Consider the following 21,215-nt stretch of genomic DNA (forward strand, 5'->3'; position numbering starts at 1 on the left):
TCATGACGTTCCTCTCGGGGGCGAAGCGGATCGCCAACCGCCCGCTGGAGACCCTGGACACGCTCGGCGACCAGATGTCGTTCTACGGCAGGGCTCTGCTGTGGACGCCGCGCACGCTGCGCCGCTACACCAAGGAAGTGCTGCGGCTGCTGGCCGAGGTGAGCTTCGGTTCCGGCTCGCTCGCGGTCATCGGCGGCACGGTCGGCGTGATGGTCGGCCTGACGCTGTTCACTGGTGTCCTCGTCGGCCTCCAGGGCTACTCGGCGCTGAACTCGATCGGCACGTCGGCCTTCACCGGCTTCCTCACCGCGTTCTTCAACACCCGCGAGATCGCGCCACTGGTCGCCGGGCTGGCGCTGTCGGCGACGGTCGGCGCGGGCTTCACCGCACAGCTCGGCGCGATGCGGATCTCCGAGGAGATCGACGCGCTCGAGGTGATGGGCGTGCCGAGCCTCCCGTACCTGGTGACCACGCGGATCATCGCCGGGTTCGTGGCGGTGATCCCGCTGTACGTGATCGGCCTGCTGAGCTCGTACCTCGCCTCCCGGCTGGTCGTTATCTATATCTACGGACAATCCGCGGGTACCTACGACCATTACTTCGACTTGTTCCTACCACCGCAAGACGTACTCTATTCGTTCATCAAGGTGCTAATCTTCAGCGTTTTGATCATTCTTTCGCACTGCTACTTCGGGTACCGGGCCAGCGGCGGGCCGGCCGGGGTGGGCGTGGCCGTGGGCCGCGCGGTGCGGCTTTCCATCGTCACGGTTTCGGTCGTGAACTTCTTCATCGGTTTCGCGATTTGGGGAACCGACGTCACGGTGAGGATTGCGGGATGACCACACTACGGCGCAGGTTGCTCGGCCTGCTGCTGGTGGCGGTGCTCGTCGGCGGGATCGCGCTCAGCATCGCGATGTACGACAAGGCGTTCAGCAAGTTCGTCACGGTGAAGCTCGACGCGGGCAGCATCGGCAACCAATTGCTCAAGCAGTCGGACGTGAAGGTCCGCGGTCTGATCGTCGGTTCGGTGCAGGACATCAAGGCCACCGAGAACGGCGCGGAACTGACCCTGGCGATGGACCCGGAGTCGGTGAAGCTGATTCCGCAGAACGTGTCCGCGCGATTCCTGCCGAAGACGTTGTTCGGCGAACGCTATGTGTCGCTGGAGATTCCGAAGGACCCGTCGGCCAAGACGCTTTCCCAGGGCGACGTGATCACCCAGGACCGCACGTCGAGCGCGATCGAGCTGGAGCAGGCGCTGGAGCATCTGATGCCGGTGCTGCAGGCGGTGCAGCCGCAGAAGCTGTCCAGCACGCTCACCGCGATCTCGACCGCGCTGCAGGGCCGCGGCAAACCGCTCGGCGAAACGCTTTCGCAGCTCGGCCAGTACATCGGCGACCTGAACCCGCACGAGCCGGAACTGCAGCACAACCTGAAGGCGCTCGCGGAGTTCTCCGGGCACCTGAGCAACGCGACGCCGGATCTGGTGCAGAGCCTGGACAACCTGAGCACGACCACGCGCACCGTGGTGGCCGAGCAGGCGAACCTGTCGAGCCTCTACGGCAACCTGACCACCGCTTCGCAGGACCTGCAGTCGTTCCTGGAAGCGAACTCGCAGAACCTGATCAGCCTCGCCAGCACCGCGCGGCCGACCGCGGAACTGCTCGCCAAGTACTCGCCGGAATACCCGTGCGTGCTGAAGCAGATGGCGAAGGTCGTGCCGGTCGCGGACGCGGCGCTGGGCAAGTACAACGGCAAGCCGGGGCTGAACGCGACCATCGAGGTCGTCGTGAACCGCGGGCCGTACAAGCCGGGCGAAGAGCCGCGGTTCGAGGACAAGCGCGGTCCGCGCTGCTACGACCTCAACCCCGCGCCGGACCCGTTCCCGCAGCAGCCGCCGGACGGCCCGTTCAAGGACGGCACCAAGCAGGGCGCGGCGCCCAAGACCGTCGGCGAAGGCCTTAACCCGGCCAACTTCAAGGCGGACGCGGCCGGCGTCAACGGCGGCGGGGCCCCGGGCGGCAACCCGGCGAACACCGCGGCCGAGAACTCCTTCCTCGCCGCGCTGGTCAGCCCGGAGATGGGGATTTCGCAGGACCAGTTCCCGGGCTGGGGCTCGCTGCTCGTCGGCCCGCTCTACCGGGGCACGGAGGTGACGGTCAAGTGAGGGGACTCGCCGCACCGCTGATCAAGCTGACGATCTTCGTGGTCGTCACGGTGCTGTTCACGACAGTGCTCGGCATCAGCATCGCGAACATCAACACCACCAGCACGAGCGCCTACTCCGCGCGGTTCACCGACGCCACGCTCCTGCTGCCGAACGACGACGTGCGCATCGCCGGCGTCCGCGTCGGCCAGGTCAAGGACGTGAAGATCGTCGACAAGCGCCAGGCGCAGGTGGACTTCGAGGTCGACTCAGGGCGCAAGCTCCCGGCAGGCGTCACCGCGCAGATCAAGTTCCGCAACCTGGTCGGCCAGCGCTACGTCTCGCTCGGCGAGGGCGACGACACCAGCGGCGCGACGCTCAAGCCGGGCGACACCATCCCGCTCGAGCGCACCACGCCCGCGCTGGACCTGACCGAGCTGTTCAACGGTTTCAAGCCGCTGTTCACCGCTCTGAACCCGGCCGACGTCAACAAGCTGTCGTACGAGGTCATCCAGGTGCTGCAGGGCGAGGGCGGCACGGTGGAAAGCCTGCTGTCGCACACCGCTTCGCTGGCCACCACGATCGCCAACAAGGACCAGGTGATCGGCGAGGTCATCGACAACCTCAACTCGGTCCTCGACACGGTCAACCAGCACACCCCGCAGCTCAACGACCTGATCGTGAAGCTGCAGCAGCTGGTGTCCGGCCTCGCCGCGGACCGCAAGCCGATCGGCGACGCGATCGAGGGGCTGGGCAACCTGGCCAACACGACCGCCGGTCTGCTGACCGACGCGCGGGCTCCGCTGAAGGACGACATCGCCGCTCTGGGCAAGCTCACCACGAACCTGAACCAGAACGAGCCGCTCGTCGAGCACTTCATCCAGTTCATGCCGAAGAAGGTCAGTGCGCTCACCCGCACCGGCGACTACGGCTCGTGGTTCAACTTCTACTCCTGCGAGATGACCGGGACGGTGGGCGTGCCAGGGCTGCTGCCGCCGACGGACTTCACGCTCGCGCCGGTGAACCGGGACAGGTGCAAGCCATGAAGTCCTTCCAGAAACGCAACCCGATCCCGATCGCGCTGGTCGGCATCGCGGTCATGGCGCTCGGCCTCGTCGCCGCCATGAATTCCGAGGACCTGCCGGTGATCGGCGGCGGCACCACCTACAGCGCGGACTTCTCCGAAGCGGCCGGGCTGCAGAAGGACAACGACGTGCGGATCGCGGGCGTGAAGGTCGGCAAGGTGTCCGACATCAAGCTCGACGGCCCGAACGTCAAGGTGTCGTTCAAGGTCAAGGACGCCTGGATGGGCGACAAGACCACGGCGGCGATCAAGATCAAGACGCTGCTCGGCCAGAAGTACCTCGCGCTCGACCCGCAGGGCAACGGCAACCTCGACCCCGGTTCGCCGATCCCGCGCGACCGGACGATGTCGCCGTACGACGTGCTCGACGCGTTCCGCGGCCTGTCGCAGACGGTCGACGCGATCGACACGAACCAGCTGTCGAAGAGCTTCGAGGCGATCACCCAGACGTTCTCGAACACGCCGCAGGACGTGAAGGGCGCGCTGTCCGGGCTGTCGAAGCTGTCGGACACGATCGCCAAGCGCGATTCGCAGCTGGCGAACCTGCTGGCCAACACGCGCCAGGTGTCGCAGACCCTGGTCGACCGGGACGCCGAGGTGCAGAAGCTGATCACCGACGGCAACCAGCTGCTGGACGAGATCGGCAAGCGCGAGCAGGCGATCAAGACGCTGCTCGACGGTTCGAAGCAGCTGTCGACGCAGCTGCAGGGCCTGATCGACGACAACGACGGCCAGCTGAACCCGGTGCTCACCCAGCTCGACCAGCTCACGTCGATGCTGCAGCGCAACCAGGACTCGCTGGCGCAGGGGATCCAGAAGTTCGCGCCGTTCATCCGGGTCTTCAACAACACGATCGGCACCGGGCACTGGTTCGACAACTACATCTGCGGCCTGGTGCTTCCTCCGGTCGGCCCGCTCAATCCGGAGGGGTGCAACTCCAAATGACCGACACCCGCTTCGGCCAGTCGCTCACCCGCGGCTTCACGATCGCGATCGTCCTCGCGCTCGTGGTCGCGGGCGCGCTCTGGTGGACGTTGAAGGACGCCGGCCGCAACCACCTGACCGCGTACTTCTCCGGCGCCGTCGGCCTTTACGAGGGCAACAGCGTCCGGATGCTCGGCGTGGACATGGGCACGGTGACCAAGATCCAGCCGATGGGCAACCAGGTCCGGGTCGACCTCGAATACGACCGCTCGGTCGCGGTGCCCGCCGACGCGAAGGCGGTCATCGTGTCGCCGTCGCTGGTCAGCGACCGCTACGTCCAGCTCGCCCCGGCCTACACCGGCGGCCCGCGCATCTCCGACGGCGCGACGATCGGCCTCGACCGCACCGAGGTTCCGCTGGAGGTCGACCAGCTCGCCGCCAGCCTCGCCAAGGTCAGCGAGACGCTCGGACCGAACGGGGCCAACAAGAACGGCTCGCTCTCGGACCTGCTGAACACCGCCGCGAACAACCTCGACGGCAACGGCAAGGCGCTGCACGACACGATCACCAAGCTCGGGCAGGCGTCCGGAACGCTGGCGGACAACAAGGACGACCTCTTCCAGACGGTGCAGAACCTCGGCAAGTTCTCCCAGTCGCTCGCCAACAGCGACGGGCAGGTGCGCCAGTTCGAGAGCCAGCTCGCCGACGTGAGCGGATTCCTCGCCGGGGAGAAGGACAATCTCGCCCAGACCGTGCAGCAGCTCGGCACCACGCTGCAGTCGGTGCAGGGCTTCATCGAACGCAACCGCGGCCGGTTGAAGTCCAATGTGGACAAACTGGCCAGCGTGACCAAGGTGCTGGTGGACCAGCGCAGCTCGCTCGCCGAGATCCTCGACGTCGCGCCGGTCGCGCTGTCCAACATCGTCGGCGTCTACAACGGCTCGTCCGGCACGCTCGACACGCGGCCGAACCTCAACGAGCTGACCCAGCCGCCGCTGGTGATGGTCTGCAGCCTGCTCAAGCAGACCTCGGTGACCAAGCAGCTGCTCGGCAACGCCTGCGACGGCATCGCCAAGGTGGTCGACGGCGTGGTTCCGCTGCCGTCCACCGCGCAGGTCATCCAGGCGATGCAGAACGGCCAGCTGCCGCCGCTGCCGCTCCCGCTGCAGGGCCAGGTCTACGGGACGCAGGGGAGCTGACGTGAAGCGACTGACGAAGTTCGCCGCGGGCGGAGCGCTCGCCACGGTGTCCGCGCTCGTGCTGAGCGGCTGCGCGTTCAACGGCGTCTACGACGTCCCGCTGCCCGGCGGGGCCGACCTCGGCAGCCACCCGTACACGCTGAAGATCCAGTTCAAGGACGTGCTCGACCTCGTCCCGCAGTCCGGGGTGAAGGTCAACGAGGTGCCGGTCGGGCAGGTCAAGTCGATCGGGCTGACGCCGGACGGCTGGCACGCCGAGGTGACCGTCGAGGTCAACGGGGACGTCAAGCTGCCAGCCAACGCGATGGCCAACGTGAAGCAGTCGAGCCTGCTCGGCGAGAAGTACGTCGAGCTGGCTTCGCCGGGCGGCGACGAGGCGACCGGGCAGCTGGCGAACGGGGCGACCATCCCGCTCGCGCGCACCGGCCGCGACGTCCAGGTCGAGGAGGTGCTCGGCGCGCTGTCCCTGCTGCTCAACGGCGGCGGCGTGGAGCAGCTCAACACGATCACCAAGGAACTCAACAACGCCACCGCCGGCCGCGAGCCGGACATCAAGGCGCTGCTGGCCAACGCGAACGAGCTGGTCACCAACCTCGACAACCAGTCGGCCAACATCACCCGCGCGCTCGACGGCCTCAACCGGCTGTCCATGACGCTGCGGGACCAGAAGGACAAGCTGGTCGGCGCGGTCGACAACCTCGGGCCCGGGCTCGGGGTGCTGGAGCAGCAGCGCGGCCAGCTGGTGACCATGCTGAACGCGCTCAACAACCTCTCCGGCGTCGCGACCGACACGGTCAACAAGAGCAAGGCGGACCTGGTCGCCGACCTCAAGGCGCTCACGCCGACGCTGCAGAAGCTCGGCGAGGCGGGCAGCGACCTGCCGAAGGCGCTGGAGATCCTGCTGACCTATCCGTTCACCGACCAGGCCTACAACGACGTCAAGGGCGACTACTTCAACCTGTTCGCCAAGGTCGACCTGAACCTGAAGGACGTCATCGACAACCTCGGCCGCAGCAGGCAGAACGGGCTGAACGGGCTCATTCCCGCGCCCGGGCTGACCGGCGGCGTCGAAGGCTCGCCCGCGAACCAGCCGCCGCCGCTGTCGTTCCCGGGCAGCCAGCCCGCGCAGCAACAGCAGGCTCCGTCCTCGACCGGCGGCCAGGGCGGCGGGCAGCCGTCGCAGAGCGGGTTGTCCGGCCTGTTCGGGGTGCTTTCCGGAGGTGCTGGCTGATGTTGCTGCGCAGGACGAAAATCCAGCTGGTGGCCTTCGCCATCATCTCGGTCGTGGCCATCGTGTACGCGCTGATCCGGTTCGCCGGCCTCGGCACGGTGTTCGGCAGCAGCGGGTACACGGTCAAGCTGCAGCTCAACGAATCCGGCGGGATCTTCACCAACGCCGAGGTCACCTACCGCGGCTTCAACGTCGGCCGCGTCGGGCAGTTGCGGCTGACCCAGAGCGGGCTCGAAGCCGACCTGAACATCGACCCGTCGGCCCCGCGCGTGCCGTCGGACCTCGACGCGGTGATCGCCAACCGGTCCGCGGTCGGCGAGCAGTACGTCGACCTGCGGCCGAAGAACGACCAGGGTCCGTACCTCGCGAGCGGTTCGGTGATCCCGGCCGCCCGCACGAGCACCCCGGTCAGCACCGACCGGCTGCTCGGCGACCTCGACTCGCTGTCGGCCTCGGTGCCGACCGACGCGCTGCGGAAGGTCGTCGACGAGTCCTACGACGCGTTCCGCGGCACCGGCGGCGACCTGCAGCAGCTGCTCGACACCGCGCGCAGCTTCACCACCACCGCGCAGCAGTACCTGCCGCAGACCGTGCAGCTGCTGCAGGCGGGCGGCCAGGTGCTGGACACGCAGAACGACGAGGCGTCGAATTTCGCGTCCTTCTCCAAGAGCCTCAACCAGCTCAGCGGGACGCTCAAGAACTCCGACGGCGACCTGCGCAAGCTGATCGGCGTCACCCCGCAGGTGGCGACCCAGATCAGCCAGGTGGTCAAGGACACCGGGCCCGGCCTCGGCGCGCTGACCGCGAACCTGCTGACGACGGCCAACCTGACCGTGACCCGGCTGGACGGCCTCGAACAGGGCCTGGTGACCTATCCGGCACTGGCGGCCGCCGCGCCGTCGGTGGCCCCCGGCGACGGGACCGCGCACCTCGGCCTGGTGCTGAACCTGTTCAACCCGCCGTCGTGCACGAAGGGCTATCTGCCCTACAGCCAGTACCGTCCGGGTTCGGACACCTCGCCCCGGCCCGAGGACGACAAGGCCTACTGTGCCGAGCCGAAGGGCAGCCCGATCAACGTCCGGGGTTCCCAGAACGCGCCGTACAACGGCGTGCCGGTGCAGCCGTCGCAGCAGGACATCGCGGCGAACCAGAACCGGCCGGCGCAGCAGCTGCAGGAGCAGCGCGACGCTCAGGTGCCGGGCGTCGTCGGCAGCCCCGGAGTCTCGCTGAACAGCATGGGCTCGCTGCTGGGACTCGGCTGACCGGGATTTGATGACTGTTACCTACTCTGGAGTGTTATGAGTGCCGAGCACGCGGTCGCCGAGGAAGAGGTGACCGCTGATACGCCCGAACCGGCAACGGCGGTGGCGGCGAAGGAAAAGTGGACGCTTCCCGGATCGCCGCGGGTGTGGCTGTTCGGATCCGGGGCGTTCGCTCTCGCCGCGCTGGTGGTGGCGATCGTGTTCGGGATCATGTGGCTGGTCGCGGAGATGGACGGCGACCGGGGTCTGGCTTCGGCGCGCGACGACGTGCTCAAGGACGGCGCCGCCGCGGTGCTGGCCTACACCCAGGTCGACTACCAGCACCTGGACACGTACTTCCAGCAGCAGAAGGACGTCTCCAGCGACGACATGGCCAAGCAGATCGAGCAGGCCCAGCCGAACTACTCGAAGGCGCTGACCGACCAGAAGGTCAAGGTCACCACCACGATCCAGGACATCGCGGTCGAGGAGCTCAACGACCACGACGGCAAGGCCAGCTTCCTGGCCGCGATCAGCACGGACACCTCGGCGGGCGGGAAGAACGCCACCAAGGCGCTGCGGCTCGAGGTCCAGATGACCCGGGTCGACGGCAAGTGGAAGCTGTCCGGGATCGACCAAGTGCCGCTCGTCGCCGCCGGCAAGTAGCTTCACCCGCAGATCGGAGTTCCGCAGTGCCCCCCTCCCGTCGCCAGCCACCGCGCAGCAGCAGCACGCCACCGGCTCGCAAGCCGAAGGTCGCCGGGCTGCGCAAGCCGTCGGACCCGGCGGCGCCGGCGGCCTCGCCCAAGCCGCGCCCCCGGCCGCGGCCGCTCCCCGACGCGGATCCGGCCGAGGTGACCCAGGAGCTGCGGATTCCCCGCGGCGGCCTGGTGCGCCCGGCCGACCCTGAGCCCGCTTCGACCGAGACCGAGCCCGCTTCGACGGAGGTCGCGGAGACCCCTGTCGAGGAAGACGCCGCCGAGGTCTCCGGGGTAACCAAGGAAGCCCCGGCCGAAGAGGTCGACGCGCTCACCGGCGAGACCGTCGAGGACGAGAAACCGGCCCGGCCGAGCCCGCGGCGAAAGAAGCGCGACACCGGTTCGGAGAAGCCCTCAGACGTCGAGGAAGCCGAGACCAAGGCCCGGGCGGAGGACGCCGCAGAGGTACCGGCTCAGCGGTCCGTGGTCAGCCGCAACACCGTGCGCGTCGCACTGCTGCTGGTGGTCGGGCTGGCACTGGTCGCCGCGGCGGTGATCTTCCAGGTCAAGGGCTCGGACGCGGCCGATTCGACGAGCAACCGCGCGGTGCTCGACGTGGCGAAGACCGCGCAGGTCAAGGACCAGGTCTCGAAGGCCGTCGAGACGCTGTTCTCCTACGACTTCAACAACATCAAGAAGACCGAGGACGCGGCCAACCAGCTGCTCGCCACCGACCAGGTCAAGACGAGCTACAACGCGCTGATGGGCCAGGTCAAGAAGCTGGCTCCGGAGCAGAAGGTGGTCGTGACCTGCAAGGTCACCCGCAGTGCGGTGATCCGGCTGAACGGCGACCTCGCCAGGGTGATGCTGTTCATCGACCAGACGTCGACGCGCGCGGACACCAAGCAGACCGCCGCCGGCACCGCGCAGATGCACGTGGACGCCCAGCTGCAGGGCAACACGTGGAAGATCACCGACATGGACACCTACAAGGCCGCCGCACCGGCCGCGGGAGCCCCCGCGCCGTCCGCGCCCGCCTCGGCCCCGCCGTCGAAGTAAGCGGTCCCGAGCCGACGTTGTCGTGTCTCGTGAGTGGCTACGCCGGTTCTAACCGGCGTAGCCACTCACGAGCGCCGCTGGGTCAGAGTGCGGAAGGCGGTGCGGAGCGGCTCCTGCTTCCGCTCGTCCGCGATTTCCGGCGGCTCCAGGGGGTCGGGCCCGGCCGCGGCCAGCCGATCCAGCAGAGCGACCGTGAGACCGTCCAATTCGGCGCGCAGCACCGACAGATCGGGGCCGCCGGCAGGCCGGTCGCCAGGACGCGCGGTCCACTGTGCGAAGAGCCGGTGCTGTACCTGCTTGCTCGCCGCGATCTGGTCGTTGAGAAACCCGGCGGCGAGATCCGGGTCGAGGCCGATCTCGCGGGCCAGCGCACGGACCCGGGCCAGCTCCCGCTGCTCTCGGACGGGATCGTCGACCGGCCGCCCGGCCCCGAACTTCGCGGCGGCGACCTGCTCGCTGATCGCCAGCCTGCGCAGCACGAGTTCCGGAAGCGACGCGTCGGGTTCCGGCATCGGGCACACCTCCGGGAGTTCGGCCCCGTCCAGTTGATCACCGGGACCCGGCCGCCGCCAACCGCCGCCCCGGCACGCCCGGAATCCGGGGGCCGAGCTGCCCGAAGACCCCTGAATCCGGCCTGACAATCGGCACGCGACCGCTCGCGGAATGTGATCCATCCCGCGCCCGCCACGCCGACCCGAAAACGGCCTCCGAAACCGCCCGCGGGCCCTCCACCTGCACCGCTGCCCGGCCGACCTGCGCGGCCGTCCGCGAGTACCCGGCGGTAACCGCCAGCCCCGCCGGGGCGGTCACCCTGCGCTGTCCGGGTTCAACGCTGCGCCAACCGGCGGGAGAGCCGCGCGGCATCTTGACTCCAAAGCCGCGTGGGTTCACGCTTACTGCCAACGGTCACGGCCGGGGAACGCGAACCTTGCGGGAGGGGCGCGAAAACCCGGGGCGAACCGGGGAGCCGAAGGACGCAGTGAGGCTCAGGGAGACGCACTGCCCGAAGGTGACGCGATGCAGGCTGGGCCCCGTCTGGAGTGCCCCCTGGACAGACCGCGCCATCCGGGCTAGACTGCCTCTTTGCGCTGCCCTCTTTCAGGCTGCCCGGAGCCGGTAGTTAGGATAGTGGGCACACGGCACCCCTGACAGTCCGCGACAGCTGTTGCCATCGCGGCTGCTCACCGCTCATTGTCCCCGGAAGGACGCATCTTGGCAGTCTCTCCCGCGAACCAGGCCACTGCTGCGACCACCTCGGCTGAATCCCGCGCGCAGGCCACGGGAATCCCCGGAGCGCCCAAGCGGGTCTCCTTCGCGAAGATCCGCGAGCCACTTTCCACCCCGAACCTGCTTGACGTCCAGATCCAGTCGTTCCAGTGGTTCACCGGCGACGAGGCGTGGTTCGAGCGCCGCGTCAACGAAGGCGAAGAGAACCCGGTCGGCGGTCTGGAAGAGGTCCTCAACGAGATCTCGCCGATCGAGGACTTCTCGGGCTCGATGTCCCTGTCCTTCTCCGCTCCGCGCTTCGACGAGGTCAAGGCCTCGATCGAGGAGTGCAAGGACAAGGACATGACGTACGCGGCCCCGCTGTTCGTCACCGCCGAGTTCGTCAACAACAACACCGGCGAGATCAAGAGCCAGACGGTCTTCCTGGGCGACTTCCCGGTGATGACCGACAAGGGCACCTTCATCATCAACGGCACCGAGCGGGTCGTCGTGTCCCAGCTGGTGCGTTCTCCGGGCGTGTACTTCGACAGCAGTGTCGACAAGACGACCGACAAGGACGTCTTCAGCGTGCGCGTGATCCCGAGCCGCGGCGCGTGGCTCGAGTTCGACGTGGACAAGCGCGACACCGTCGGCGTCCGCATCGACCGCAAGCGCCGCCAGCCGGTCACCGTGCTGCTGAAGGCGCTGGGCTGGACCACCGAGGCGATCCGCGAGCGCTTCTCGTTCTCCGAGACGCTGCTGGCCACCCTCGAGAAGGACCACACCGCGGGCACCGACGAGGCGCTGCTCGACATCTACCGCAAGCTGCGCCCGGGCGAGCCGCCCACGAAGGAGAGCGCGCAGACGCTGCTGGAGAACCTGTTCTTCAAGCCGAAGCGCTACGACCTGGCCAAGGTCGGCCGCTACAAGGTCAACAAGAAGCTGGGCCTCGACACCCCGTACGAGACCGGCACGCTGACCGAAGAGGACATCGTCTCGGCCATCGAGTACCTGGTCCGGCTGCACGCCGGCGAGGACAAGATGACCAGCTCCGCCGGCGTCGAGGTGCCGGTCGAGACCGACGACATCGACCACTTCGGCAACCGCCGCCTGCGCACCGTCGGCGAGCTGATCCAGAACCAGATCCGGGTCGGCCTCTCCCGCACCGAGCGCGTCGTGCGCGAGCGCATGACCACGCAGGACGTCGAGGCGATCACGCCGCAGACCCTGATCAACATCCGCCCGATCGGCGCGGCGATCAAGGAGTTCTTCGGCACCTCGCAGCTGTCGCAGTTCATGGACCAGAACAACCCGCTGTCGGGGCTGACCCACAAGCGGCGTCTGTCGGCGCTCGGCCCGGGCGGTCTGTCCCGTGAGCGCGCCGGCATGGAGGTCCGCGACGTCCACCCGTCGCACTACGGCCGGATGTGCCCGATCGAGACGCCGGAAGGCCCGAACATCGGCCTGATCGGCTCGCTGTGCTCGTACGCGCGGGTCAACCCGTTCGGCTTCATCGAGACGCCGTACCGCAAGGTCGTCGAGGGCCGGGTCACCGACCAGGTCGACTACCTGACCGCGGACGAGGAGGACCGTTACGTCAAGGCGCAGGCCAACGCGCCGCTGACCGACGACGGCCACTTCGTCGAGGAGAAGGTCCTCGGCCGGCGCAAGGGCGGCGAGGTCGAGCTGATCGACCCGCTCGAGATCGACTACATGGACGTGTCGCCGCGGCAGATGGTCTCCGTCGCCACCGCGATGATCCCGTTCCTGGAGCACGACGACGCGAACCGCGCGCTGATGGGCGCGAACATGCAGCGCCAGGCTGTTCCGCTGCTGCGCAACCAGGCTCCGTACGTGGGCACCGGCGTGGAGCTGCGCGCCGCGGTCGACGCCGGGGACGTCCTGGTCGCCGAGCAGGCCGGCGTGGTCGAGGAGCTGTCCGCGGACATCATCACGATCATGCACGACGACGGCACGCGGAAGAGCTACGGACTGTACAAGTTCCGCCGCTCCAACCACGGCACGTGCTTCAACCACCGGCCGATCGTCAACGAGGGGGACCGGGTCGAAAAGGGCCAGGTCATCGCCGACGGCCCGTCCACCGAGAACGGTGAGATGGCGCTCGGCAAGAACCTCCTCGTCGCGGTCATGCCGTGGGAGGGCCACAACTACGAGGACGCGATCATCCTCTCCGAGCGCCTGGTGCAGGACGACGTGCTGACGTCGATCCACATCGAGGAGCACGAGATCGACGCCCGCGACACCAAGCTGGGCGCCGAGGAGATCACCCGGGACATCCCGAACGTCTCCGAGGAGGTGCTGGCCGACCTCGACGAGCGCGGCATCATCCGGATCGGCGCCGAGGTCCGCGACGGCGACATCCTGGTCGGCAAGGTCACGCCGAAGGGCGAGACCGAGCTGACCCCGGAGGAGCGCCTGCTCCGCGCGATCTTCGGCGAGAAGGCGCGCGAGGTCCGCGACACCTCGCTGAAGGTGCCGCACGGCGAGACCGGCAAGGTCATCGGCATCCGGGTGTTCTCCCGCGAGGACGACGACGAGCTGCCCCCGGGCGTCAACGAGCTGGTCCGCGTCTACGTGGCCCAGAAGCGCAAGATCCAGCCGGGCGACAAGCTCGCCGGCCGGCACGGCAACAAGGGTGTCATCGGCAAGATCCTGCCGGTCGAGGACATGCCGTTCATGGAGGACGGCACCCCGGTCGACATCATCCTGAACACCCACGGTGTGCCGCGACGGATGAACATCGGCCAGATCCTCGAACTGCACCTCGGCTGGCTGGCCTCCCAAGGCTGGACGATCGAGGGCAACCCGGACTGGGCGAAGAACCTGTCGCCGGAGCTCTACGACGTCGCGCCCGGCACGAACACCGCGACCCCGGTGTTCGACGGCGCGAAGGAAGAGGAGCTCACCGGCCTCCTCGGGGCGACCAAGCCGAACCGCGACGGCGAGCGCATGGTCAAGGAGAACGGCAAGGCCACGCTGTTCGACGGCCGCTCCGGCGAGCCGTACCCGTACCCGGTGTCGGTCGGCTACATGTACATCCTGAAGCTGCACCACCTGGTCGACGACAAGATCCACGCCCGTTCCACCGGCCCGTACTCGATGATCACCCAGCAGCCGCTGGGCGGTAAGGCGCAGTTCGGCGGCCAGCGCTTCGGCGAGATGGAGTGCTGGGCGATGCAGGCCTACGGCGCGGCGTACACGCTGCAGGAACTGCTCACGATCAAGTCGGACGACGTGGTCGGCCGCGTCAAGGTGTACGAGGCGATCGTGAAGGGGGAGAACATCCCCGAGCCGGGCATCCCGGAGTCGTTCAAGGTGCTCCTCAAGGAGCTCCAGTCGCTGTGCCTCAACGTCGAGGTGCTCTCCAGCGACGGCGCGGCGATCGAGATGCGCGACTCCGACGACGAGGACCTCGAGCGCGCAGCGGCGAACCTCGGCATCAACCTGTCCCGCAACGAGTCGCCCTCGGTGGACGACGTCGTGCACTGATTCGGTGTCGAGCCGGGATCTGCCTCCCGCGGATCCCGGCTCCACCGCCGACCCCTCCTCTAGCCGAAACAACCCCAAGGGGATCTAGACGTGCTGGACGTCAACTTCTTCGATGAGCTCCGCATTGGCCTGGCCACTGCTGACGACATCCGTCAGTGGTCCTTCGGCGAGGTCAAGAAGCCGGAGACCATCAACTACCGGACCCTCAAGCCGGAGAAGGACGGGCTCTTCTGCGAGAAGATCTTCGGTCCGACCCGGGACTGGGAGTGCTACTGCGGCAAGTACAAGCGCGTCCGGTTCAAGGGCATCATCTGCGAGCGCTGCGGCGTCGAGGTCACTCGCGCCAAGGTGCGCCGGGAGCGGATGGGACACATCGAGCTGGCCGCGCCGGTCACCCACATCTGGTACTTCAAGGGCGTTCCGTCGCGCCTTGGCTACCTGCTGGACCTGGCGCCCAAGGACCTCGAGAAGATCATCTACTTCGCGGCCTACGTGATCACCGGCGTGAACACCGAGCTGCGGCACAACGACCTGCCGACGCTGGAGAACGAGATCGGCGTCGAGCGCAAGAACCTCGAGACGAAGCGCGACGCCGACATCGAGGCCCGCGCGCAGAAGCTGGAAGCCGACCTGGCCGAGCTGGAGGCGGAGGGCGCGAAGTCCGACGTGCGCCGCAAGGTCAAGGAGGGCGGCGAGCGCGAGATGCGCCAGATCCGCGACCGCGCCGGTCGCGAGCTGGACCGTCTCGAGGAGGTCTGGACGACCTTCACGAAGCTCGAGCCGCGTCAGCTGATCGCCGACGAGCTGCTCTACCGCGAGCTGGTCGACCGGTACGGCGAGTACTTCACCGGCGGCATGGGCGCGGAGGCGATCCAGAAGCTGGCGACCGAGTTCGACGTCGCCGCCGAGGCCGACAGCCTGCGCGACACCATCCGCAACGGCAAGGGGCAGAAGAAGCTCCGCGCGCTGAAGCGGCTCAAGGTCGTCGCCGCGTTCCAGGCGACCGGCAACGACCCGCGCGGCATGGTGCTCGACGCCGTCCCGGTCATCCCGCCGGACCTGCGCCCGATGGTGCAGCTCGACGGTGGCCGCTTCGCCACGTCGGACCTGAACGACCTGTACCGCCGCGTGATCAACCGGAACAACCGGCTCAAGCGGCTGATCGACCTCGGCGCGCCCGAGATCATCGTCAACAACGAGAAGCGGATGCTGCAGGAGGCCGTCGACGCGCTGTTCGACAACGGCCGCCGCGGCCGTCCGGTCACCGGCCCGGGCAACCGGCCGCTGAAGTCGCTGTCCGACCTGCTGAAGGGCAAGCAGGGCCGGTTCCGCCAGAACCTGCTGGGCAAGCGCGTCGACTACTCGGGCCGTTCGGTCATCATCGTCGGTCCGCAGCTGAAGCTGCACCAGTGCGGTCTGCCGAAGGACATGGCGCTCGAGCTGTTCAAGCCGTTCGTCATGAAGCGGCTGGTCGACCTGAACCACGCGCAGAACATCAAGTCCGCCAAGCGGATGGTGGAGCGGTCGCGGCCGCAGGTGTGGGACGTGCTCGAAGAGGTCATCACCGGCCACCCGGTGATGCTGAACCGCGCGCCGACCCTGCACCGGCTGGGCATCCAGGCCTTCGAGCCGCAGCTGGTCGAGGGCAAGGCCATCCAGCTGCACCCGCTGGTCTGCGAAGCGTTCAACGCGGACTTCGACGGCGACCAGATGGCGGTGCACCTGCCGCTGTCGGCCGAGGCGCAGGCCGAGGCCCGGATCCTAATGCTGTCGGCGAACAACATCCTGTCGCCGGCGTCGGGCCGTCCGCTCGCCATGCCGCGGCTGGACATGGTCACCGGCCTGTTCCACCTGACCCGGCTGAACGAGAACGCCGAGGGCGCGGGCAACGCGTACTCCTCGCCCGCCGAGGCGATCATGGCGTTCGACCGCAAGGCGCTGAGCCTGCACGCCCCGGTCAAGATCCGGATCACCGACCGGCAGCCGGCGAAGGCGGACGAGGCGGCGCTCGCGGAAAAGGGCTGGGAGCCGGGCAAGCCGTGGCTGGCCGAGACGACCCTGGGCCGCGTTCTGTTCAACGACCTGCTGCCGGCGGACTACCCGTTCATCAACGAGCCGATGCCGAAGAAGCGGCAGGCGGCCATCGTGAACGACCTCGCCGAGCGGTACTCGATGACGCAGGTCGCGCAGACGCTGGACAAGCTCAAGGACGCCGGTTTCTACTGGGCGACCCGCTCGGGCGTCACGGTCGCGATCTCGGACGTGCTGACCCCGGTCGGCAAGAAGGCCATTCTCGACGAGTACGAGGGCAAGGCCGACCAGGTCGAGAAGCGGTACCAGCGCGGTCAGCTGTCCCACGCCGAGCGCAACAACGAGCTCGTCAAGGTGTGGACGCAGGCGACCGAAGAGGTCCACAAGATCATGGAGACGGCGCTGCCGGACGACAACCCGATCGCCATGATCGTGAAGTCGGGTGCCGCCGGTAACATGACGCAGGTCCGTTCGCTGGCCGGGATGCGCGGTCTGGTGTCGAACCCGAAGGGCGAGTACATCCCGCGTCCGATCAAAGCGAACTTCCGCGAAGGCCTGTCGGTGGCGGAGTACTTCATCGCCACGCACGGTGCCCGGAAGGGTCTGGCGGACACGGCGCTCCGTACCGCGGACTCGGGTTACCTGACCCGTCGTCTGGTGGACGTTTCGCAGGACGTCATCGTCCGCGAGATCGACTGCGGCACCACGCGCGGCATCATGATGCCGATCGGCGAGGACCTCGGCGACGGCAAGATCGTGCGCGACCAGCACGTCGAGACCTCCGTGTACGCGCGGAACCTCGCGACCGACGCGGTCGACCCCAAGGGCAACGTCGTGCTGAACGCCGGCGACGACATCGGCGACCCGGCCATCGAGAAGCTGCTCTCCAGCGGCATCACGAAGGTCAAGGTCCGCTCGGTGCTGACCTGCGAGTCGGCGGTCGGGGTCTGCGCGACCTGCTACGGCCGTTCGATGGCGACGGGCCAGCTCGTCGACGTCGGCGAGGCGGTCGGCATCGTCGCCGCCCAGTCGATCGGTGAGCCGGGTACGCAGCTGACGATGCGTACGTTCCACCAGGGTGGTGTCGCCGGTGACGACATCACGACCGGTCTGCCGCGTGTCACCGAGCTTTTCGAGGCTCGCGTGCCGAAGGGCAAGGCTCCGATCGCGGACGTCGACGGCCGCGTGCGGATCGAGGAGAGCGAGCGGTTCTGGAAGATCACCCTGATCCCGGACGACGGGTCGGAGGAGATCGTCTTCGACAAGCTGTCCAAGCGGCAGCGGCTCGCGAACACCCCGAACGGCCCGCTGGGCGACGGCGACCACGTGCACGTCGGCCAGCAGCTGCTCGAGGGCACCCCGGACCCGCACGAGGTCCTGCGCGTCATGGGCCCGCGCGAAGCGCAGATGCACCTCACGGACGAGGTTCAGAAGGTGTACCGGGCGCAGGGTGTGTCGATCCACGACAAGCACATCGAGGTCATCGTGCGGCAGATGCTGCGCCGCGTGACGATCATCGACTCCGGTGCCACGGACTTCCTGCCGGGCGAACTGCCCGAGCGGACGAAGTTCGAGGCGACGAACCGGGCCGCGGTCGCCGAGGGCGGCGAGCCGGCTTCGGGTCGCCCGGTGCTGATGGGCATCACGAAGGCGTCGCTGACCACGGATTCGTGGCTGTCGGCGGCCTCGTTCCAGGAGACCACGCGAGTCCTGACCGACGCGGCCATCAACGGCCGCAGCGACAAGCTCGTGGGCCTCAAGGAGAACGTCATCATCGGTAAGCTCATCCCGGCCGGTACGGGCATCAACAAGTACCGGAACATCCAGGTGCAGCCGACCGAGGAGGCGCGGGTCGCGGCGTACGCGATCCCGTCCTACGACGACGGTTACTACACCCCGGACGTGTTCGGTTCTGGCACCGGCGCCGCGGTTCCGCTGGACGACTACGACTTCGGTCGCGACTTCCGCTGATCCGCTCCGCTTGACGAAACGCCCCCGGCTTCGGCCGGGGGCGTTTTCGTTTGGGTGCTCAGACCGCGGCGGGCACGTCGATCCGGTCGAGGAAGTCGGCGATCAGGTCGATTCTGGCGACCAGGGTCGCCGGGTCGATCTCGTCCCGGTACACCGCGTAGCACCACCCGTGCTCGAGGCCGATGAGGTCCGGAAGCAGTTCATGGTTGCCGCGCAGCCAGTCCATGGTCTCCGGGGCGGTGACCTGAGCCGAGAGGTCCTGATCGCTGGCGTATCCGGTGAACTCGTTCTCGGGCGACGTAAATTGCTCCCAGCGGGCGGCTGAGGGCGAAGTTCGCGCCTCCGCTTCGAACAGCCTTTGCTGGTAGTTGAAATACGCCATGGTCCGCCCGAACATCCGCACCGGATCGGTCGGGTACGCCTTGGCGATCTTCATGCTCGGCGTGGGCCCGACCTTGGTTTCGATGGTGTACTCGTAGATCCTTCTGGTGCTGTTGGCCCCGACCCGGAGCGTGCACCAGTACGCGCTGACCCGGAACTGCCGGTCCCGCCGCGGCAGGTCAGCCGTGAACTCGACGGTCGGCGGACTGCTGGGGAAGCTCATGCCCTCCGAGATGGTCTTCGGCCGGTACAGCTCGCCAAGAGGCTTCCGGCGCCCCGCGGACCGGGGCCGCCCGTATTTCAGATCGGCGACCATGGATCCGCCCAGTTCCTCGGGCACCGCGTGCAACGCGGCCAGCCAGGCTCGCTTCGCTCGTTTCTTCTTCAGATGCCAGCGGAAGCCGAGATAACTCGGCAGCACGACCATGACCAGGAATCCGACGATCGGTCCGAGCCACACCCAAGTGTCGTGCAGTGCGCGAGCCACAGCTCAGAACTCCAGATCTTTTTTGGGTCTCGTCTTTCGAAGTTCCGTCCCCGGTCGCCGCGTACTCGACGGCCTTGCGCGCGTTCTCCAGGTGTCCCAACGGTTTCCCTGGCTTGACTGGCAGGTCGGGATCGTTCTTGTCGTGGCTTCGGAGCCCGACCTGCGACCGTGCCTCGTCCAGCAGCTTCCCGCGGACGGTTTTCCCGAAACCGTCCTTGGCCCGCTTGGCGGTGGTCTTGCCGCCTTCGACGGCCATCTTGGCCACCTCGTCCTTGGCCGCCTTGAAGAACGTCTTGAACCGGGCGATCAAGTCCTTGATCAGGTCGAGCAGCTTCTGCAGCTTGCTGACCTGCTTCGTCGCCTTGCCCGCGGTGGACGCCGCGCGCACCCCGGTCGCCGTGCCCGCCGCCGCGGTGGATGCTCCGAACGACGGGACCGCGGCGGCCAATGCCGGGATCCAGATCATGATCAGCCAGGTGATCAGCTCGGTCAGCAACGCCTTGATGAAGTCCTCGATGACGGTCATCGCCATGCTGCACACCTGCAGCATCGTCGCGATGTCTCCGGCTTGGTCGGCGGTGCCGCTGATCCCGGTCGAGAACTTGGCCAGCTTCTCCGCCGCGATTTCGGCCGCGCCGCCTTCCCACTGCGAGAGCGAACTCTTCGCCTGCTCGCTGAACTGGTGCGCGAACTGCTCCAGCCCGCGCCCGATCGCCGTGAAGTTCTCGGCCGCTTTGGACAGTGCCGGGCCGTCGCCGCTGACGAAGTGGATCGCGTCCTGGAGCGGGTCGCAGACGGCCAGCAGGAAGTTCAGTCCCTGGCCGACCAGCCAGCCGATCGGGTCGCTGTTGATGCTCATCGCGGTTTCCGCGTACGACTGGACGAAGGTGGTCGTCTCGGAAACCACCCCGCTCAGCCCGGTCGCGGTGTCGCCTGCCTTGATCGCGTCGCTGGTGCCCGCGTCGTAGATCTTCACCGCGCCGCCCACCACCGGCAGCGCGTTGACGATCTTCTTGCCGGTGCCGTCCTCCGGCTTGATCTCGATCTTGCTCGACGGATCAGACATCTCGCCCCCTACTTCCGTCCGCTGCCGAGGTTGTCGATCTTGCCCATGACGTCTTTCCAGTTGCGGCAGTGGTCCTCTTCGGTCTGGTCGTAGAACTGGCCGGCGCGGTTGATCTTGTCGGACGCGGACTGCAGGCCGGTTTCCATCGCGGTCAGCAGGTCTTTCAGGTCGTTGACCATGTCCGTGTACTTGCTCTTGACGAAGATGCCGACGATGCCCCAGGACTCGTCGCCGACGTCGGCCTGCGCCACCTTGCCCTTGACCCCGGCGACTGCGGTCTTGTTGCCCGCGAGCTGGCGGGAGTAGTCGTAGAGCTTCGCCGTCTGCACTTGGTAGCCGGCCATCAACGGTGGTCCTCGTCGTCGAACAGGTTTTTCAGGAAGTCGTCCCCGGCAGATCCGGTCGACGGCGGCGGAGGCGGGGTCCTCTCCGCGGGGTCGGCCAGCAACTCGCGCTCGGAATAGTCCTCGTGCTGTTCTTCCTCGACGCTGCGCTGCGGCGCGGGCGCGCCCCGCTCCATCGCGGCGCGCAATTCCTCCACGTCGGTGCCCAGCAGTTCGGCCTGGGTTTCCAGCACCTGCTCGGTGAGCCGCATCGAGTTGCCCGTGTGCTGGTCCACCAGCACGGCCTGCTGCCGCGCGGACTCGGCGACCGCCTGCTGCAGGGTCGCCATCAACATCCCGGACAACTCGGCCCCGCCGCGGCGCAGCGCGGTATCAGTGACCTGGATGTCCTTGATCGCTCCGCCCGGACCGGCGACCACGGTGACCGACCGGTCCGGCGACGTCGCAGTCGCTTCGAGCGCGCTGAGTTCCTCCTGCATTTGGGCGATGCCGGAGAACTGTTCGTCCACCCGCCGCATCCTCGATTGGAACCGATCGAACTCCGCGACCAGCCGGTCGAACTCGTCGGACATGCCGTCTCCCCCCTGAGCTCGGTTGCCTGCCGTCATTGCCAATCCGGATTTTACGGCTGGTATCC

At 67.7% G+C, this 21,215-nt stretch carries 16 protein-coding genes; 11 read left to right on the forward strand and 5 right to left on the reverse strand.

Annotation, left to right across the window (positions count from 1 at the left end; genetic code table 11):
• Positions 1-2 precede the first annotated feature (2 nt).
• From L942_RS14565 to L942_RS14605, 9 genes are read left to right on the forward strand one after another with little or no spacing between them, the layout of a single operon-like run.
• Positions 3-839 (forward strand): MlaE family ABC transporter permease, encoded by an 837-nt coding sequence (locus L942_RS14565; protein WP_037360186.1) that lies wholly within the window; start codon positions 3-5, stop codon positions 837-839.
• On the forward strand, positions 836-2,167 hold the full coding sequence (locus L942_RS14570; protein WP_037360188.1) for an MCE family protein: 1,332 nt from the start codon (positions 836-838) through the stop codon (positions 2,165-2,167). The genes L942_RS14565 and L942_RS14570 overlap by 4 nt, the downstream gene beginning before the upstream one ends.
• Positions 2,164-3,192, forward strand: coding sequence for an MCE family protein (locus L942_RS14575; RefSeq protein ID WP_037360189.1), 1,029 nt, complete (start codon positions 2,164-2,166; stop codon positions 3,190-3,192). The genes L942_RS14570 and L942_RS14575 overlap by 4 nt, the downstream gene beginning before the upstream one ends.
• The gene (locus tag L942_RS14580; RefSeq protein ID WP_037360191.1) at positions 3,189-4,175 is read left to right on the forward strand and encodes an MCE family protein; all 987 of its coding nucleotides are present in this window, start codon (positions 3,189-3,191) and stop codon (positions 4,173-4,175) included. The genes L942_RS14575 and L942_RS14580 overlap by 4 nt, the downstream gene beginning before the upstream one ends.
• Complete coding sequence (locus L942_RS14585) at positions 4,172-5,353, forward strand: MCE family protein (protein WP_037360193.1); 1,182 nt, start codon at positions 4,172-4,174, stop codon at positions 5,351-5,353. The genes L942_RS14580 and L942_RS14585 overlap by 4 nt, the downstream gene beginning before the upstream one ends.
• 10 nt (positions 5,354-5,363) lie before the next feature.
• On the forward strand, positions 5,364-6,584 hold the full coding sequence (locus L942_RS14590) for an MCE family protein (RefSeq protein ID WP_037360389.1): 1,221 nt from the start codon (positions 5,364-5,366) through the stop codon (positions 6,582-6,584).
• Entirely contained in the window at positions 6,584-7,846 is a 1,263-nt protein-coding gene (locus tag L942_RS14595) for an MCE family protein (protein ID WP_037360195.1), read from the forward strand. Before L942_RS14590 ends, L942_RS14595 begins: the two co-directional genes overlap by 1 nt.
• 36 nt (positions 7,847-7,882) lie before the next feature.
• Positions 7,883-8,491, forward strand: coding sequence for a hypothetical protein (locus L942_RS14600; RefSeq protein ID WP_037360197.1), 609 nt, complete (start codon positions 7,883-7,885; stop codon positions 8,489-8,491).
• A 26-nt stretch (positions 8,492-8,517) separates the two neighbouring features.
• Positions 8,518-9,582 carry a hypothetical protein gene (locus L942_RS14605; RefSeq protein ID WP_235079120.1) on the forward strand — a complete coding sequence of 355 codons (1,065 nt, stop codon included), beginning with the start codon at positions 8,518-8,520 and terminating at the stop codon, positions 9,580-9,582.
• A gap of 65 nt (positions 9,583-9,647) precedes the next feature.
• Here the strand turns inward: L942_RS14605 and aroQ are convergent, their stop codons facing one another.
• Entirely contained in the window at positions 9,648-10,094 is a 447-nt protein-coding gene (gene aroQ / locus L942_RS14610) for a gamma subclass chorismate mutase AroQ (RefSeq protein WP_051165962.1), read from the reverse strand.
• Positions 10,095-10,794: 700 nt separating this feature from the next.
• Here aroQ and rpoB point away from each other — a divergent pair.
• A complete protein-coding gene (gene rpoB, locus L942_RS14615; RefSeq protein ID WP_037360201.1) occupies positions 10,795-14,298 on the forward strand; it encodes a DNA-directed RNA polymerase subunit beta in 3,504 nt (1,167 codons plus the stop codon).
• Positions 14,299-14,388: 90 nt separating this feature from the next.
• Positions 14,389-18,300, forward strand: coding sequence for a DNA-directed RNA polymerase subunit beta' (locus L942_RS14620; protein WP_037360203.1), 3,912 nt, complete (start codon positions 14,389-14,391; stop codon positions 18,298-18,300).
• 58 nt (positions 18,301-18,358) lie between these two features.
• Here L942_RS14620 and L942_RS14625 read toward each other — a convergent pair whose 3' ends face one another.
• From L942_RS14625 to L942_RS14640, 4 genes are read right to left on the reverse strand one after another with little or no spacing between them, the layout of a single operon-like run.
• The gene (locus L942_RS14625; RefSeq protein WP_235079122.1) at positions 18,359-18,904 is read right to left on the reverse strand and encodes a hypothetical protein; all 546 of its coding nucleotides are present in this window, start codon (positions 18,902-18,904) and stop codon (positions 18,359-18,361) included.
• Positions 18,861-20,234, reverse strand: coding sequence for a hypothetical protein (locus L942_RS14630; protein WP_235079125.1), 1,374 nt, complete (start codon positions 20,232-20,234; stop codon positions 18,861-18,863). Before L942_RS14630 ends, L942_RS14625 begins: the two co-directional genes overlap by 44 nt.
• A gap of 8 nt (positions 20,235-20,242) precedes the next feature.
• Positions 20,243-20,578, reverse strand: coding sequence for a hypothetical protein (locus L942_RS14635; RefSeq protein ID WP_037360207.1), 336 nt, complete (start codon positions 20,576-20,578; stop codon positions 20,243-20,245).
• Positions 20,578-21,150 (reverse strand): YbaB/EbfC family nucleoid-associated protein, encoded by a 573-nt coding sequence (locus L942_RS14640; RefSeq protein WP_037360209.1) that lies wholly within the window; start codon positions 21,148-21,150, stop codon positions 20,578-20,580. Before L942_RS14640 ends, L942_RS14635 begins: the two co-directional genes overlap by 1 nt.
• Positions 21,151-21,215: the final 65 nt, after the last annotated feature.

This window comes from Amycolatopsis orientalis DSM 43388, assembly GCF_000411975.1.
Lineage (GTDB): Bacteria > Actinomycetota > Actinomycetes > Mycobacteriales > Pseudonocardiaceae > Amycolatopsis > Amycolatopsis orientalis_D.

Coding starts and splice junctions, on each gene's coding strand:
- L942_RS14565 (WP_037360186.1), top strand. CDS start 3: ATGACGTTCCTCTCGGGGGCGAAGCGGATCGCCAACCGCCCGCTGGAG.
- L942_RS14570 (WP_037360188.1), top strand. CDS start 836: ATGACCACACTACGGCGCAGGTTGCTCGGCCTGCTGCTGGTGGCGGTG.
- L942_RS14580 (WP_037360191.1), top strand. CDS start 3,189: ATGAAGTCCTTCCAGAAACGCAACCCGATCCCGATCGCGCTGGTCGGC.
- L942_RS14585 (WP_037360193.1), top strand. CDS start 4,172: ATGACCGACACCCGCTTCGGCCAGTCGCTCACCCGCGGCTTCACGATC.
- L942_RS14595 (WP_037360195.1), top strand. CDS start 6,584: ATGTTGCTGCGCAGGACGAAAATCCAGCTGGTGGCCTTCGCCATCATC.
- L942_RS14600 (WP_037360197.1), top strand. CDS start 7,883: ATGAGTGCCGAGCACGCGGTCGCCGAGGAAGAGGTGACCGCTGATACG.
- aroQ (WP_051165962.1), bottom strand. CDS start 10,094: ATGCCGGAACCCGACGCGTCGCTTCCGGAACTCGTGCTGCGCAGGCTG.
- L942_RS14625 (WP_235079122.1), bottom strand. CDS start 18,904: ATGAGCTTCCCCAGCAGTCCGCCGACCGTCGAGTTCACGGCTGACCTG.
- L942_RS14630 (WP_235079125.1), bottom strand. CDS start 20,234: ATGTCTGATCCGTCGAGCAAGATCGAGATCAAGCCGGAGGACGGCACC.
- L942_RS14635 (WP_037360207.1), bottom strand. CDS start 20,578: ATGGCCGGCTACCAAGTGCAGACGGCGAAGCTCTACGACTACTCCCGC.
- L942_RS14640 (WP_037360209.1), bottom strand. CDS start 21,150: ATGTCCGACGAGTTCGACCGGCTGGTCGCGGAGTTCGATCGGTTCCAA.